This is a genomic window from Pseudomonas sp. NPDC087358, from assembly GCF_044900785.1.
In the GTDB taxonomy this organism is placed as follows: domain Bacteria; phylum Pseudomonadota; class Gammaproteobacteria; order Pseudomonadales; family Pseudomonadaceae; genus Aquipseudomonas.
Genome location: NZ_JBJDOA010000002.1, coordinates 624,855 through 639,529 on the forward strand (window position 1 = coordinate 624,855; position 14,675 = coordinate 639,529).

Genomic DNA, 14,675 nt, shown 5'->3' on the forward strand with positions numbered 1-14,675 from the left:
CACGGCTTGCCGGCGGTAACGATTCGAGGACGCCACCGCCGGCAAGCCGTACTGCTACAGGGATTGCCACCACCCCTCTTAGAACTTGGCCAGCACGTCCAGTTGCAGCGTGTTGGCGTCCGCGTCACGACGAATCGGCGTGGCGAAGCCTGCCTTGGTCAGGAAGTAAGTCGCGCCGACCGAGAAGTTCTTGTCGATGTCGTAAGAGACGGCCAGCTTGTGACCGCGCGAGCCGGTGGTGCCGTTGGCGAAGTCGGAATCGGTAAAGGCGCCGACCACGGCGTTACGCTGTACATCCCGGTAGTTGTAATCCAGACCGAAGCCGAACACCTTGGTCTTCACCCCGGTGAGCCAGCCGGTATCTTCGTCGCTGTCGGTGGCGTTGTTGTTCACGTACTGGCCATACAGGGACAGTGGAACGGCCAGACCGTTGATGTCCACCTGCGCAAAGCCTTCGAGCAGACGGAAGCGGTCAGTGTTGTTGCCGTTGACCGACAGCGCAGCTGCGTCTTTGTCGTTCTGGTACTGGTAGACGCTACCGCCGACAGTGAACTTCAGCGCGTCGATCGGTTGGAAGTGGGTACCCAGCTGGGCAGCGTTCAGGCGCAGGTCATTCTTGAACTGCGTGCCGTCGCCGTCGATGTTGTCCTTGAGGGTGTAGTTGCCGATGCTGCCGAACAAATCGAAGTTCTTGTTGATTGGCAGGCTGTAGGTTGCGGCCAGACCTTCCGGATTGATGTCGCTGTCCCAGATGATATCGCCCATGCTGACCCACGGCTGGGCCATCTTGCCGCCGATCACGTGTAGGTTCGGCAGGGCAGTGGGGTGGTAATCGATGTAACCCATGTCCAGCCACAGGTCTTTCTTGACGAAGTAACCGTCCAGATCCTGGTTGGTCGAACGGGCATCGTTGCTGCCGCCGGTGGCGATACGAATGCCGGTGCTGACCTGCGGGTTGATCTCGGTATAGGCACCCAGACGCGCACGAATACGCTGACGGTCCTTGTCCTGGCTGTTGTTCTGACCATCGATCTTGATGGTCTCCTGGCGAACGCGCACGTCGCCCTTGAATTGAGTCTTGGCCGCCCACGCCACTTTCTGCTCGAAAGCCGACAGATCTGCCGACTTGGTCTGGGCCGCCGCGATCTGATCGGCTGTCGCCTTTTGTGCCTGCTGCTGAGCCTGCTGATCCTTGGCCAGCTCGCTTTGCAGTTCGGCGTACTGGGCTGGGGAAATCGAGCCGTTGGCCTTGAGCATGTCGAGCAGTTGGGCGTCGACTGCGGCGCTGGCCGGGACGCTCATGGCCAGCAGTAGACCGCCGCACAGGGCTGCCGCAGTTTTGGTGGAAGCAAGACGCATATCAATCTCCGTAGATGAGAAGGGATGACGAAGCCATCCTGAAAACAACCGACCGGTAGCGGACGGCAAGAAGTCAGCGTTCTTAGAACCGGGGGCTCTAAAAACAGGCGCCAGTATTACGGCCGTTTATGACGAAACAGTGGCTAAGTGATGGCATCTACGTGACGGTGTGTGTCCTTGCAAGTACCGGACTAGAGCCTTCGCCGCACGCGGGCAATGTGAAATTGTTTTTAATCGGCGATACTCGCCACGCTTGCGCGCTAAAGAAGTGGGGGTGCTGATGTCGTTACATCGTTTGGATAAGCTGTCGGACCTTTCGCCCGCAGAGTGGGACGCGCTGATACCCGGCGACTCGCCTTTTCTGCGCCATGGCTTTCTCAGTTCGCTGGAAGACAGCGGCAGCCTGGGACCGCGGTCGGGCTGGCGTGCCGAACATCTGCTGCACTACGAAGACGACCGCTTGATCGCCGCCTTGCCGGCCTATCGCAAGTGGAATTCCTACGGCGAGTACGTGTTCGATCATGCCTGGGCGGACGCCTGCCGCCGGGCGGGCATCGCCTACTATCCCAAGCTTCTGGTGGCGGTCCCGTTCAGCCCGGTCAGCGGGCCACGATTGCTGGCGAAGAATCCCGAAGACGGCCGCGAGCTACTGGCTTGCCTGCCGGGTTATGCCCAGGCTGAGGCGCTGTCCAGCGTGCATGTCAACTTCACCGACCCGGTGGCCGATGCCATGCTCGCCCAGCAGCCGGGTTGGCTGCAGCGCATTGGCTGTCAGTACCACTGGCAGAATCGCGGCTATCGCGACTTTCAGGATTTTCTCGATGCCTTGAGTTCGCGCAAGCGCAAACAGATGCGCAAGGAACGCGAACAGGTGACAGGGCAGGGCCTGGATTTTGAATGGCTGGAGGGTCAGCAGCTTAGCGAGGCGCACTGGGACTTCGTCTACGCCTGTTATTCCAACACCTATGAGGTGCGCGGGCAGACGCCGTACCTGACGCGAGAGTTCTTCAGCCTGCTGGCCGAACGCATGCCCCAAGCCATCCGCGTTGTCCTGGCCAGACAAGGCGTGCGGCCGGTGGCGATGGCGTTCAGCCTGATCGGCGGCGACAGCTTTTACGGCCGTTATTGGGGCTGCCTGGCCGAGTACGACCGCCTGCATTTCGAAACCTGTTTCTATCAGGGCATGGATTACGCCATCGCTCAGGGTTTCAAACGTTTCGACGCCGGCGCACAGGGCGAGCACAAGCTGATTCGAGGTTTCGAGCCGGTGATCACTCACTCCTGGCATTATCTGGCGCACCCCGGCTTGCGCGAGGCCGTGACCGACTTCCTCAGTCAGGAGCGAGCGGGGATTCTGGCGTACGCCGAGGAGGCAAGAGCGGCGTTACCGTATCGGCAAGGGGAGTGAAAGCGGGGTAGATCCAATGTGGGAGCCGGCTTGCTGGCAAATGCTCGACCCTCTGTAGCCGTCCGGCTTGCCGGCGGTAGCGACCCTCAGGTCGTCACCGCTAGCAAGCCGGAGGACTACAACGATTGTGGCGCCAGAGGAAAATCCTCCATCCCCACAAACCCACCTGTCTGATGCGCCCAGAGCCGTGCATACAGCCCTTTGTGCGCCAGCAGTTCTGCGTGGGTGCCGCTTTCGGCGATGTAGCCGTTCTCCAGCACCACCAGACGGTCCATCCGGGCGATGGTCGACAGCCGGTGAGCAATGGCGATCACGGTCTTGCCCTGCATCAGGGTCTCCAGACTTTCCTGAATCGCCGCTTCCACTTCCGAGTCCAGCGCCGAAGTCGCTTCGTCCATGATCAGGATCGGCGCATCCTTGAGCAGCACCCGGGTGATCGCGATGCGCTGACGCTGCCCGCCGGACAGCTTCACCCCGCGCTCACCGACATGGGCATCCAGGCCGGTGCGACCTTCGGAGTCCGACAAATGCGGGATGAACTCATCGGCGCGAGCCTTGCGCATCGCTTCCCACAGCTCGGCGTCGGTGGCGTTGGGTTTGCCGTAGAGCAGGTTGTCGCGAATCGAGCGGTGCAGCAGCGACGTGTCCTGCGTGATCATGCCGATGTGCGAGCGCAGGCTTTCCTGAGCGACGTGGGAAATGTCCTGATCGTCGATCAGTACTCGCCCGCCCTGCACGTCGTACAAACGCAGCAGCAAATTGACCAAGGTCGATTTCCCCGCGCCTGAGGGCCCGATCAGACCGATCTTCTCGCCCGCCTTGATGTTCAGGTTCAGGCCGTGAATCACACCCTTGCCCTGGCCGTACTGGAATTGCAGGTTCTCGAACTTCACTTCGCCGCGACTGACCGCAAGCTTGGGCGCCGACTCGCGATCAGTGATGCCCACCGGCTGGGAAATGCTCTGCAGCCCGTCCTGGACCATGCCGATGTTTTCGAAAATGCCATTGACCACCCACATGATCCAGCCGGACATGTTGACGATGCGGATCACCAAACCCGTGGCCAGCGCAATCGCGCCCACCGAGATCAGCGATTGGGTCCACAGCCACAACGCAAGGCCGGTGGTCCAGACAATCAGGATGCCGTTGAGCGTGGTGATCACGGTGTCCATCTCGGTAATCACCCGACCGGCGAGTTGGGTTTTCTCGGTCTGATCACTGATGGCCTCACGGGCGTACTGCTGTTCGGAGTGGGTGTGGGCGAACAGCTTGAGGGTGGTGATGTTGGTGTAGCCGTCGACGATGCGTCCCATCAACTTGGAGCGGGCGTCTGAGGAGACCACCGAGCGCGCCTTGACCCGTGGCACGAAGTACCACAGCGCGAGAATGAAGCCCAGGATCCAGCTCAGCAATGGAATCATCAGGCGCCAGTCGGCTTCGGCGAACAGCACCAGCGCTCCGATCGAATAGATCAGCACATGCCACATGGCATCCACCGTCTGCACGGCGGAATCGCGTAGCGCGTTGCCGGTCTGCACGATGCGCTGGGCAATGCGCCCGGCGAAGTCATTCTGGAAGAAATTGACGCTCTGCTTGAGCACGTGGCTGTGGTTCTGCCAGTTGATCATGCTGGTCATGCCGGGGCTGATGGTCTGGTGCACCAGCAGATCGTGCAGGGCGACGAATATCGGCCGCAGCACCAGCGCGACCACGACCATCCAGCTCAACTCCAGCGCATGCTCGCGGAAGAAGTTCGGGTTCGGCGTACCTTGCGCCAGGTCGATGATGCGGCTCAGGTAGCTGAACAGCGACACTTCGATCAACGCGCCAATCAGCCCGACCACCAGTAGCGCGACGAAACTGGGCCAGACCTGGCGCAGGTAATAGACGTAAAACGACATGACCTGGTTGGGCGGGGCGGCGGTTGGGGCGTCGCGGAAGATGTCGATCAGCTTTTCGAAACGACGATAGAGCATTGGCAATGACGCCCACGCTTGAGCGGGCTCTCCTTTCTGAGGGGCTAAAAGACAGTCCCATGTTCTGACCGCATTAAACGGCGAATGCTCGCGGTTATTCCCGCGACTTGATCCTGAGAATGCAAAAGCCGGGCAGGCGCCCGGCTCTGGAGTGCTTCACAAGCTTAGTTCACGCGCTTGACCGACTTGATCAGAATCGGGTCGACTGGCACGTTCTGCATGCCGCCCTTGGTCCCCGTCTGCGAGTTGACAATGATGTCGACCACATCCATGCCTTTGACCACTTTGCCGAATACCGCGTAGCCGAAATCACGATTGCCGTGATCAAGCATGTCGTTATCCTTGACGTTGATGAAGAACTGGCTGGTCGCCGAGTTCACGTCGGAGGTGCGTGCCATGGCAATGGTGCCGCGCACGTTGTGCAGGCCGTTGTCCGCTTCGTTCTTGATCGGGTCGTTGGTCGGCTTTTGCATCATCTGTTGAGTAAAGCCGCCACCCTGAACCATGAAGCCGGGAATGACCCGATGGAAAATGGTGTTGCTGTAGAAGTTGCTGTCCACGTACTTGAGGAAGTTCTGGGTACTGATCGGTGCCTTGTCCTGGTTAAGTTCGATCTCGATGGTGCCGTTGGTGGTTTCCATCACAACGTGTGGCGCAGGGGCGGCCATCAGGCTGGAGGCGAAAAGCAGGGACGCGGCGGTGAGGGCGATTTTCTTCAGCATGGGGCAGAGGTCCTGAAAAGTGATTTTTCGACGACAAAAAAACAGGAAGCAAGGGAAGCACGTTTGAGTCGATTTTGACAGGGCGGGTTCGCACAAGGTTGTCGTCAATGGCCTCAGTGCTGTGGCAGCCGGCCTGCTGGCGAATGCGGTGTGTCAGTCCACGTCGTGGTCACAGGTACGGTGCTTTCGCCAGCAAGCCGGCTCCCACCATCTCGCGTCGTTCGTCATGCCGCGGCAAGGTCGGGGACAGTAGCCAGGAACGCCAGCAGCAGTTGGTTGAAGGCTTGCGGTTGATCCAGAGGGCTGGCATGCCTGGAGTCCTCGATCACCTGCAGTCGGGCATTGGGAATGAGTCGGGTGTAGGCCTCTTTCAAGGCAACCGGCGTGTAATCCCGATCAGCCGTCACGATCAACGTCGGGCAAGCGATTTGCGATAATCGCTCCTGCACCCCCCAGCCCACGATTGCGCTGAAACTGGCCAGATAAGCGCGTTTATCGTTCTGTGCCCAACGCCGGGCGATCTTGTCGCGCAATTGGGCTTGCTCGGGTTTGGGAAACAGGTTCTTGCCCAGGCCCTTGCCGATGGTTTCCATGCTCAGCAGCCTGGCCAGCAGCCAGCGTTTGGCGAACTGATAGCCGTCGTTGAAGCTGTTGATCTTGACCTGTGGCCCGCTATTGACGATACACAGGCTTCTGAGAAGGTGCGGATGATCGACCGCCAGCTGAAAGCCGATCATCGCGCCCATCGACAAACCGACCAAATGCACAGGTCCTGCCTGCAGGTGATCGAGCAACGCCTCGATATCGGCACTGAAACCAGCGATGCTGTAGCGCTCACGGGGTTTGTCTGAGCGTCCATGACCGCGCACATCCACGGCGATCACCCGGTAGTGGGCGGCCAGTGCCGGGATCTGATATTCCCAGTCCTGACAACTTGAACCCAGGCCGTGCACCAGCAGGATGGGGCTGCCGTGGCCATACTCCTGATAATGCAGGGAGCAACCTTCGTGTTCGAAAAAGGGCATCGTCTACCTCCTTGTGGGCGGAAAAACACAGGCCTGTAGCGGTCCGCTGATCCTAGTCCATCTGCCCACACACGCCCTGTAGCCGTTCGGCTTGCCGGCGGCAGGGTGTTGCTGGACACCACCGAGCGCAAGCCAAACCGCTACGAACCCGCCTAAAGCACTTGCTGGGGCGCGGCGAACGGCGCATCCAGCGGCGCGGTGTCGAAGGTCTGGATCAGCTCGATGAGGATCTGCGTCGCAGGCCCCAGCGGCTTGTCCTTGCTGGAATAAAGATAGAACGTCGGATTGCGACTGCCACCCTTGTCCAGCGGGAGAACCTTGAGCACACCTTCCTTGAGCTCGCGCTCGATCATGTGCCGTGGCAACCAGGCAAAGCCCAGGCCGCTGCTGACGAAGGTCGCGGCGGTGGCCAGGCTGCCGACGGTCCAGCGCTGTTCGGCCCCCAGCCAGCCGACGTCGCGCGGCTGGCTGCGGCCGGAGTCACGGATCACCACCTGCAACTGGCTTTCCAGGTCCTGGAACGTCAACTCGCGGTGCATCTGATGCAATGGGTGTTCCGGATGGGCCACGGCAACGAACTCCACGTTGCTCATTTCCGTGCCCAGGTAGCCCGGGATGTTGAAACCGCTGATGGCCAGATCCGCCACACCTTCGAGCAGCACTTCTTCCACCCCTGACAGCACTTCCTCGCGCAGGCGCACCCGGCAGCCCCGGCTTTGCGGCATGAACGCCGTCAGCGCGCGCACCAGCCGGGCATTGGGATAGGCGGCGTCGACCACCAGGCGCACCTCAGCCTCCCAGCCTTGCTCCATATGATGGGCCAGGTCCTCCAGCTGACTGGCGTTTTTCACCAACTGGCGGGAACGCCGCAGCAATACCTCGCCGGCTTCAGTCAGCACCGCCTTGCGGCCATCGATTCGCAGCAGTGGCACGCCCAGTTGATCCTGCATCCTGGCCACGGTATAGCTCACCGATGATTGCGAACGGTGCAGGGCGTCCGCGGCCTGGGCAAATCCGCCATGGTCGACGACTGCCTGCAACGTGCGCCATTGATCAAGGGTCACGCGGGGCGCTTTCATGTACTGCTCCTTTTATCCTAAGCTGGCGTTCACTATTGGAGACTGCCGCATGAAAAAAATCTGTTGTGTGCTGCTGACGATGCTGCCCTTGAGCGCCTTCGCCTACCCGATCGACGTGGAAAAACACATCGACGGGGTGCAGATCGACTACAACAGCCATGACACCGCTTATGACATCGGCAACATCACCGTGAACAACTATGGCGAGGTTCCGGCCAAATGCGCCGTCGTCTTCAACAATGGCCCGGAAGCGCCTCGCACGCGGCGGATACAGCTAGCGGCCAAAAGCAGCAGCAACGTCACGGTGAAGTTCAGCCGCGAAATCATCAGGCTGCGGATCAAGCTCAGCTGCGAACCGCAGTAAGCGTCGCAGCGGTTGCCCGCAGAGCCTAATGCTCTGCGGTTAATTAAACAAATAATTAGATATTTAGCAGCAGTTATTTCCGCTTTTTAATCGATATCGTCACGTCTAACCTCCACTCCATCGAATTTACAGCCCATTCGCTGGAGGCCACACCCCATGTCTCGCGTCCTGATCATCGAAAGCAGCGCCCGTCAGCAAGACTCCGTTTCCCGTCAACTGACTCAACAGTTCATCAGCCAGTGGCGCGCCGCGCACCCTGGCGATTCGATCACCGTCCGTGATCTGGCGCTCAATCAGGTGCCGCATCTGGACGTTGACCTGTTGGGCGGCTGGATGAAGCCCCAGGATCAACGCAGCGCCGTCGAGCAGGCCGCCCTTGAGCGCTCCAACGAACTGACCGATGAGCTGGTGGCCGCCGATGTCGTGGTCCTGGCGGCTCCGATGTACAACTTTGCGATTCCCAGCACGCTGAAATCCTGGTTCGACCATGTGCTGCGCGCGGGCGTCACCTTCAAGTACGGCGATACCGGCCCTCAAGGCCTGCTCACCGGCAAGCGTGCATTCGTTCTGACTGCCCGCGGCGGGATCTACGCCGGGAGCACCCTGGATCACCAGGAACCCTACCTACGTCAGGTGCTGGGTTTCGTCGGCATCCACGACGTCACCTTCATCCATGCCGAAGGCTTGAACATGGGCGGCGACTTCTCTGAGAAGGGCCTGAATCAAGCCGTCGCCAAGCTCGCGCAGGTGGCTTAATCGTCGCTTAATGCCAGCGAGTGATCATCCTCGCGTTCATCGACTCCTTTGGCACTTGAACCGCTCCTGAGTGCATCGCCCGATAGACCCGCCAGATTGCGCCGGGTCATCGGGCTTTTTTATGTCCATGGATTTATGTGTCTCTTGTAGGAGTGAGCTTGCTCGCGATCAGGGACTGACGATGTCGATATTGCGAGTGTACGAAGAGCAATCGCGAGCAAGCTCACTCCTACAGGGTTCCATTGAGGCAGAAATGTGATCCTGGCTGAGTGTTTTTTTGGTTTGGTTGATTTTGCAAGCACCGTTGGGGTCACACCGAACACCGCCTGAGCCGCTGAAAGTGTGGCGCTAGAGGCTCGCGATGACGACATCATTGAGCTTGATGTCTGTTATCTGCACGCTTGGTTTTTCAAGTCGGGGCCAACCGAATAGATTGGCTCCAACGAAACGATTCAACCAACTGACAGACACTCAACTAAGCAAGTTCTGAACTTACCGGAGATCCAGATCATGAAAAAATCCATCGCGTTTGGCTTTGCACTCTCCATCCTGGCTGCAGGTTCCGCTTTCGCCAGTCCTGAAAAAACTTACCAGCGCGCTCTGGTAGACACTTCCAGCGCCACTGTTCTGGACAGCAAAGTGGCCAGCAAAGAGGCGATCAAGCCATTCGACAGCAAGTCGTCCAGCACTGTGATCGTGGCGGATAACCGCAAAGAGTTCGGTTCGAGCTATCAGCGTTACTGAGTAAAGTGTGAAGTTCAGTCCGACCTGAACAACACTCCAAAGCCCGGCAGATGCCGGGCTTTTTGTTTTGGGATGCGCGCAGTGCTTTCAGGTTGATGAGTATTTGAAGCAGTCCGGGCGGTAGTGCATTTAAGATCGCCATCGCCGGCAAGCCGGACTGCTACAGATGGATTCGTAGGCTCGGGGTCGTTACATCACGGTAGTTTTGCGCCGACAACCCTTGAGCCAGACAGCCTGAAGCCTGCTATCACCGGCGCTGATGTTGAGTATTCCAGCAGGTGGTTTTTCATGTTGGACGATCACGGTTAACTTAGCTCCAACGAAACGAATCAACCCACTTACCAACAGTTCTGCGGAGATTTAAATCATGAAAAAATCCATCGCGTTTGGCTTTGCACTCTCCATCCTGGCTGCAGGTTCCGCTTTCGCCAGTCCTGAAAAAACTTATCAGCGCGCTCTGGTAGACGCTTCCAGCGCCACTGTTCTGGACAGCAAAGTGGCCAGCAAAGAGGCGATCAAGCCATTCGATAGCAAGTCGTCCAGCACCGTGATCGTGGCTGATAACCGCAAAGAGTTCGGTTCGAGCTATCAGCGTTACTGAGTAAAGTGTGAAGTTCAGTCTGACCTGAACAACACTTCAAAAGCCCGGCAGATGCCGGGCTTTTTGTTTGGATGCGTGTAGTTGTTCCAGGTTGGTGAGTATCTGTAGCAGTCCGGCTTGCCGGCGGCAGCGCATTTAAGATCGCCATCGCCGGCAAGCCGGACTGCTACAGATGGATTCGTAGGCTCGGGGTCGTTACATCACGGTAGTTTTGCGCCGCCAACCCTTGAGCCAGACAGCCTGAAGCCTGCTATTACCGGCGCTGATGTTGAGTATTCCAGCAGGTGGTTTTTCATGTTGGACGATCACGGTTAACTTAGCTCCAACGAAACGAATCAACCCACTTACCAACAGTTCTGCGGAGATTTAAATCATGAAAAAATCCATCGCGTTTGGCTTTGCACTCTCCATCCTGGCTGCAGGCTCCGCTTTCGCCAGTCCTGAAAAAACTTACCAGCGCGCTCTGGTAGACGCTTCCAGCGCCACTGTTCTGGACAGCAAAGTGGCCAGCAAAGAGGCGATCAAGCCATTCGACAGCAAGTCGTCCAGCACTGTGATCGTGGCTGATAACCGCAAAGAGTTCGGTTCGAGCTATCAGCGTTACTGAGTAAAGTGCGAAGTTCAGTCCCACCTGAACAACACTTCAAAAGCCCGGCAGATGCCGGGCTTTTTGTTTTGGATGCGGGTAGCTGTTCCAGGCTTATAAGTACTTGTCGCAGTCCGGCTTGCCGGCGGCAGTGCATTTAAAATCGACACCGTCGACAAGGCGCAGCGCAACAGAGCACATCACCGCTCGATTGAAGCAGCAGGCGGGCCCTGCACGGCTGCCAGTCCCGCACGCATGTCTGTCCCGCTCGGCTGTTGATACAGGTTCAGGCCGAACTCCGGCATGACCGCCAGCAGGTAATCGAAAATGTCCCCCTGTATGCGCTCGTAGTCGGCCCATGTGGTGGTGCGGGTGAAGCAGTAGATCTCCAGCGGGATCCCCTGGGCCGTGGCCTCCATCTGGCGGACCATGCAGGTCATGTTCGGATGAACTTCGGGGTGGGTTTTCAGGTAGGCCAGCGCGTAGGCGCGAAAGGTCCCGATATTGGTGATGCGCCGGCGGTTGGCCGACAGTTCGGCGACGCTGCCCTGAGCTTCGTTCCAGGCTTTGAGTTCGGCTTTCTTGCGGCCCATGTAGTCAGTGAGCAGGCGCACCTCGGTCAGTCTTTGCTCTTCGGCATCGGCGACGAAGCGCACGCCGCTGGCATCGATAAACAGGCTGCGCTTGATCCTGCGGCCGCCCGCCTGCTGCATGCCGCGCCAGTTCCTGAACGACTCGGACATCAGGCGCCAGGTCGGGATCGAGACTATGGTCTTGTCGAAATTCTGCACTTTGACGGTGTGCAGGGTGATGTCGACCACATCACCGTCGGCGCCGACCTGAGGCATTTCAATCCAGTCACCGACGCGCAGCATGTCGTTGCTGGTCAATTGCACGCTGGCGACGAACGACAGCAGCGTGTCTTTGTACACCAGCAGAATGACCGCCGACATCGCGCCCAGACCCGACAGCAGCAACAGCGGTGAGCGGTCGATCAGGGTCGCGACGATGATGATCGCGGCGAACACGTACAGAATCATCTTCGCCAGTTGCACATAACCCTTGATCGAGCGAGTGCGCGCATGTTCGGTGCGGGCATAGATGTCGAGCATGGCGTTGAGCAGGGCGCCGACGCTGAGCATCAGCAAGAGGATGGTGAAGGCCAGCGCGACGTTGCCCAGCACATGAGCGGCGGTGGGGCTGAGGTCGGGGACCAGATTGAGCCCCAACTGGATGACCAGCGATGGCGTCACCTGGGCCAGTCGGTGAAAGACCTTGTTGTGCAGGCAGTCGTTGAGCCAGAACAGCGCCGGCTGGCGGCCGAGGGCCTTCATGGTGGAGAGGATGATGAAGCGCATCAGGCGGCCAAGAGCAAATGCGGCGACCAATAGCATCAGCAACCCAAGGCTGGTGCGCAGCATCGGCTGGTGTTCGAGCAAGTCCCAGACTTGCTGGACGCGCTGCCAGAGCGGGTGAGTGTCCATGTGCGCGAAATCTCCTGGAAAAAATGGGCCGCGATTAGAGCATTGTTGCAATCATCAAAGCAGCAGAGCGCAAATCCGGTAACAAGATAGGCCCTTTGAGGTAAAGAAACTCGGCGAAAGCGCCTTAAACCGGTACCCTATGCGACTGTTTTTTTGTATTCCGCCGAGGTAACACCCGTGTTCTCCCAATTCGCCCTGCACGAACGCCTGCTAAAAGCTGTGGCCGAACTCAATTTCGTCGAGCCTACGCCTGTGCAAACAGCGGCCATTCCGCTGGCGCTGGAAGGACGCGATCTGCGGGTGACGGCGCAAACCGGCAGCGGCAAGACTGCCGCTTTCGTATTACCGATGCTCAATCGCCTGATGGGCCCGGCCAAGGTTCGCGTCGACATCCGCGCGCTGATCCTGCTGCCGACCCGTGAGCTGGCGCAACAGACCCTCAAGGAAGTCGAGCGCTTTGCGCAGTTCACCTTCATCAAGGCAGGTCTGATCACCGGGGGTGAAGATTTCAAGGTTCAGGCCGCCATGCTGCGCAAGGTGCCGGACATCCTGATCGGCACCCCAGGCCGTCTGCTTGAGCAATTGAACGCGGGCAACCTGGACCTCAAACACGTTGAGTTGCTGGTGCTCGACGAAGCCGACCGCATGCTGGACATGGGCTTTGCCGAAGACGTCGAGCGTCTGGCCGGGGAATGCGCCAATCGTCAGCAGACCATGCTGTTTTCGGCCACCACCGGTGGTTCTGGCCTGCGCGAGATGATCGGCAAGGTGCTCAAGGATCCACAGCACCTGCAGGTCAACAGCGTCAGCGAGCTGGCTGCCGGCACCAAGCAGCAGATCATCACCGCCGACCACAATGTGCACAAGGAACAGGTGCTCAACTGGCTGCTGGCCAACGAGACTTACCAGAAAGCCATTATCTTCACCAACACCCGAGCCATGGCCGATCGAATCTACGGTCGTCTGGTGGCGCTGGAGTACAAGACGTTCGTGCTGCACGGCGACAAGGACCAGAAAGACCGCAAGCTGGCGATCGATCGTCTGAAGCAGGGCGGGGTGAAGATTCTGGTCGCCACCGATGTGGCGGCCCGTGGTCTGGACGTCGACGGCCTGGACATGGTCATCAACTTCGACATGCCGCGCACCGGCGACGACTACGTGCACCGCATTGGCCGCACTGGCCGGGCTGGGGGTGAAGGTCTGGCGATTTCGCTGATCACCCATGGCGACTGGAACCTGATGTCCAGCATCGAGCGCTACCTCAAGCAGAAGTTCGAGCGCCGCACCATTAAGGAAGTCAAAGGCACCTACACCGGGCCAAAGAAGGTCAAGGCTTCGGGCAAGGCTGTCGGGGTGAAGAAGAAAAAGACCGACGCCAAGGGCGACAAGAAGAAAACCGCCGCCAAGGGCCCGACCAAGCGCAAGACAGTCAACCGTCCGAAGGCCGATCCGCTGGTCAGCCAGGATGGCATGGCGCCGCTGAAGAAGCGCGTGACACGTCCTCCGGTCGCCGAATAAGACTCACCGCGCGCTGTGATTGTCGCGGCGCGCGGCGTTCGATACCCCTATAGCAGTCGGCCTGCTGCGTTCGATATCCCTGTAGCAGTCCGGCTTGCCGGCGGTAGCCTCCCCAGGACGCCTCCGTCAACAAGCCATACCGCATCACAAGCCAAGTGTGGCTAGCACTTGCAGCCTTCATCCCTGTGCTTTCTTCGCCGCCTCATCCATCTCTTTCATACGCTGATCGATCAACTGGCATTTGTCCGGCAAATCCTTGCTGGCGGTCCCCAGTTGCATGTCCTTGATCTCCTGATTCAACTCCTTGGCCTTGGCAGGATTTTGCTGGGTCAGCTTCTGCACTTCCTGCGCCAGCTGCGCGCGTTTGGCCTCGGCCTCCTCGGGCGTGCAGGCCCAGACCGGCGTGGCCGCCAGGAGCGTCAGCGCGGCGGTGATACTCATCAGGGTTTTCATGATTGCCTCTATATCCATTGCGGGCTTACTGAAGTGGAGAGGGCGGCGCGGGCAAAAGTTCAGCCCTCGACCGTCTGGCCTGTCGGCTGAACGGCTGCCCCTGCGCTTGGTCAGATTTTCTGAGCACCAAGCCTGATGACCGAACGTCACGGGCAACCCATACCTGCTGGAGGTTGGACTATGTCTGATGCAACTGACAAAAATAGCTACGACTGGGACCTGATCGAGCGTCTGCTGCATGAAGTACAAAACAGCGCCGCAAAATCGTTTGCTCCGCGCAAATATGCCGAAGAACATGCAGCGGAAAAAGCGGCCGCAGGCGAAAGCGTTGGTGATCTGGACGCCCTGAAAATGCGCGCCGCTGACCTGGAAGCCGTGTTGTTCAAGCGCGGTTTCATTGAGTCACGGCCTGAAGAAGAGGGCGGTAATGGCGAGAATTTCATCCTGACCCCGCGCGGCTCAAGCCTGCTGGCGATGATCGACAGCAGCATCCCCGGCAACGACCACCCGCGTCAGGTACTGGATGAACAGGCCGATGCGCTGGACCCGGACACCTTCGACCAGGTGTCGTCCAAGGCACAGGTGGCTTGATCACGGTTT

Annotated in this window: 15 protein-coding genes; 8 read left to right on the top strand and 7 right to left on the bottom strand. The window is 59.1% G+C overall.

All coding sequences use genetic code 11. The features are described 5' to 3' along the window. Positions 1–78 precede the first annotated feature (78 nt). Positions 79–1,359, bottom strand: a complete 1,281-nt coding sequence (locus tag ACI2KS_RS06510) for a putative porin (protein WP_404618332.1) — start codon at positions 1,357–1,359, stop codon at positions 79–81. Between the two features lie 280 nt (positions 1,360–1,639). Here ACI2KS_RS06510 and ACI2KS_RS06515 point away from each other — a divergent pair, with 280 nt between their 5' ends. Beyond that, positions 1,640–2,767 carry a GNAT family N-acetyltransferase gene (locus ACI2KS_RS06515; RefSeq protein ID WP_404618334.1) on the top strand — a complete coding sequence of 376 codons (1,128 nt, stop codon included), beginning with the start codon at positions 1,640–1,642 and terminating at the stop codon, positions 2,765–2,767. A 116-nt stretch (positions 2,768–2,883) separates the two neighbouring features. Here ACI2KS_RS06515 and ACI2KS_RS06520 read toward each other — a convergent pair whose 3' ends face one another. The 4 genes from ACI2KS_RS06520 to ACI2KS_RS06535 all read right to left on the bottom strand — a co-directional run bounded on the left by ACI2KS_RS06520 (position 2,884) and on the right by ACI2KS_RS06535 (position 7,569). Beyond that, entirely contained in the window at positions 2,884–4,743 is a 1,860-nt protein-coding gene (locus tag ACI2KS_RS06520) for an ABC transporter ATP-binding protein (RefSeq protein WP_404618336.1), read from the bottom strand. Positions 4,744–4,907: 164 nt separating this feature from the next. After that, the gene (locus ACI2KS_RS06525; RefSeq protein WP_404618338.1) at positions 4,908–5,465 is read right to left on the bottom strand and encodes a peptidylprolyl isomerase; all 558 of its coding nucleotides are present in this window, start codon (positions 5,463–5,465) and stop codon (positions 4,908–4,910) included. 224 nt (positions 5,466–5,689) lie between these two features. After that, a complete protein-coding gene (locus tag ACI2KS_RS06530; protein WP_404618340.1) occupies positions 5,690–6,490 on the bottom strand; it encodes an alpha/beta fold hydrolase in 801 nt (266 codons plus the stop codon). Between the two features lie 152 nt (positions 6,491–6,642). Then, on the bottom strand, positions 6,643–7,569 hold the full coding sequence (locus ACI2KS_RS06535; RefSeq protein WP_404618342.1) for a LysR family transcriptional regulator: 927 nt from the start codon (positions 7,567–7,569) through the stop codon (positions 6,643–6,645). Between the two features lie 49 nt (positions 7,570–7,618). Here ACI2KS_RS06535 and ACI2KS_RS06540 point away from each other — a divergent pair, with 49 nt between their 5' ends. The 5 genes from ACI2KS_RS06540 (at position 7,619) to ACI2KS_RS06560 (ending at position 10,641) form a co-directional block, all read left to right on the top strand. Further along, complete coding sequence (locus ACI2KS_RS06540) at positions 7,619–7,933, top strand: 3-phosphoglycerate kinase (RefSeq protein ID WP_404618344.1); 315 nt, start codon at positions 7,619–7,621, stop codon at positions 7,931–7,933. Positions 7,934–8,089: 156 nt separating this feature from the next. Then, on the top strand, positions 8,090–8,689 hold the full coding sequence (locus ACI2KS_RS06545; RefSeq protein ID WP_404618346.1) for an FMN-dependent NADH-azoreductase: 600 nt from the start codon (positions 8,090–8,092) through the stop codon (positions 8,687–8,689). A gap of 510 nt (positions 8,690–9,199) precedes the next feature. Then, positions 9,200–9,433, top strand: coding sequence for a hypothetical protein (locus tag ACI2KS_RS06550; RefSeq protein ID WP_404618348.1), 234 nt, complete (start codon positions 9,200–9,202; stop codon positions 9,431–9,433). 367 nt (positions 9,434–9,800) lie between these two features. Further along, on the top strand, positions 9,801–10,034 hold the full coding sequence (locus tag ACI2KS_RS06555) for a hypothetical protein (RefSeq protein ID WP_404618350.1): 234 nt from the start codon (positions 9,801–9,803) through the stop codon (positions 10,032–10,034). A 373-nt stretch (positions 10,035–10,407) separates the two neighbouring features. Beyond that, complete coding sequence (locus ACI2KS_RS06560; RefSeq protein WP_404618350.1) at positions 10,408–10,641, top strand: hypothetical protein; 234 nt, start codon at positions 10,408–10,410, stop codon at positions 10,639–10,641. A 179-nt stretch (positions 10,642–10,820) separates the two neighbouring features. Here ACI2KS_RS06560 and ACI2KS_RS06565 read toward each other — a convergent pair whose 3' ends face one another. Then, complete coding sequence (locus tag ACI2KS_RS06565; protein ID WP_404618352.1) at positions 10,821–12,104, bottom strand: mechanosensitive ion channel family protein; 1,284 nt, start codon at positions 12,102–12,104, stop codon at positions 10,821–10,823. Between the two features lie 177 nt (positions 12,105–12,281). Between ACI2KS_RS06565 and ACI2KS_RS06570 the strand changes: the two genes are divergently transcribed. Then, the gene (locus ACI2KS_RS06570; protein ID WP_404618354.1) at positions 12,282–13,622 is read left to right on the top strand and encodes a DEAD/DEAH box helicase; all 1,341 of its coding nucleotides are present in this window, start codon (positions 12,282–12,284) and stop codon (positions 13,620–13,622) included. Between the two features lie 177 nt (positions 13,623–13,799). Here ACI2KS_RS06570 and ACI2KS_RS06575 read toward each other — a convergent pair whose 3' ends face one another. Continuing rightward, positions 13,800–14,075, bottom strand: coding sequence for a hypothetical protein (locus ACI2KS_RS06575; protein ID WP_404618355.1), 276 nt, complete (start codon positions 14,073–14,075; stop codon positions 13,800–13,802). A gap of 180 nt (positions 14,076–14,255) precedes the next feature. On the opposite strand from ACI2KS_RS06575, the gene ACI2KS_RS06580 reads away from it, so the two are divergent. Continuing rightward, a complete protein-coding gene (locus tag ACI2KS_RS06580; protein ID WP_404618357.1) occupies positions 14,256–14,666 on the top strand; it encodes a transcriptional regulator in 411 nt (136 codons plus the stop codon). Positions 14,667–14,675 lie beyond the last annotated feature (9 nt).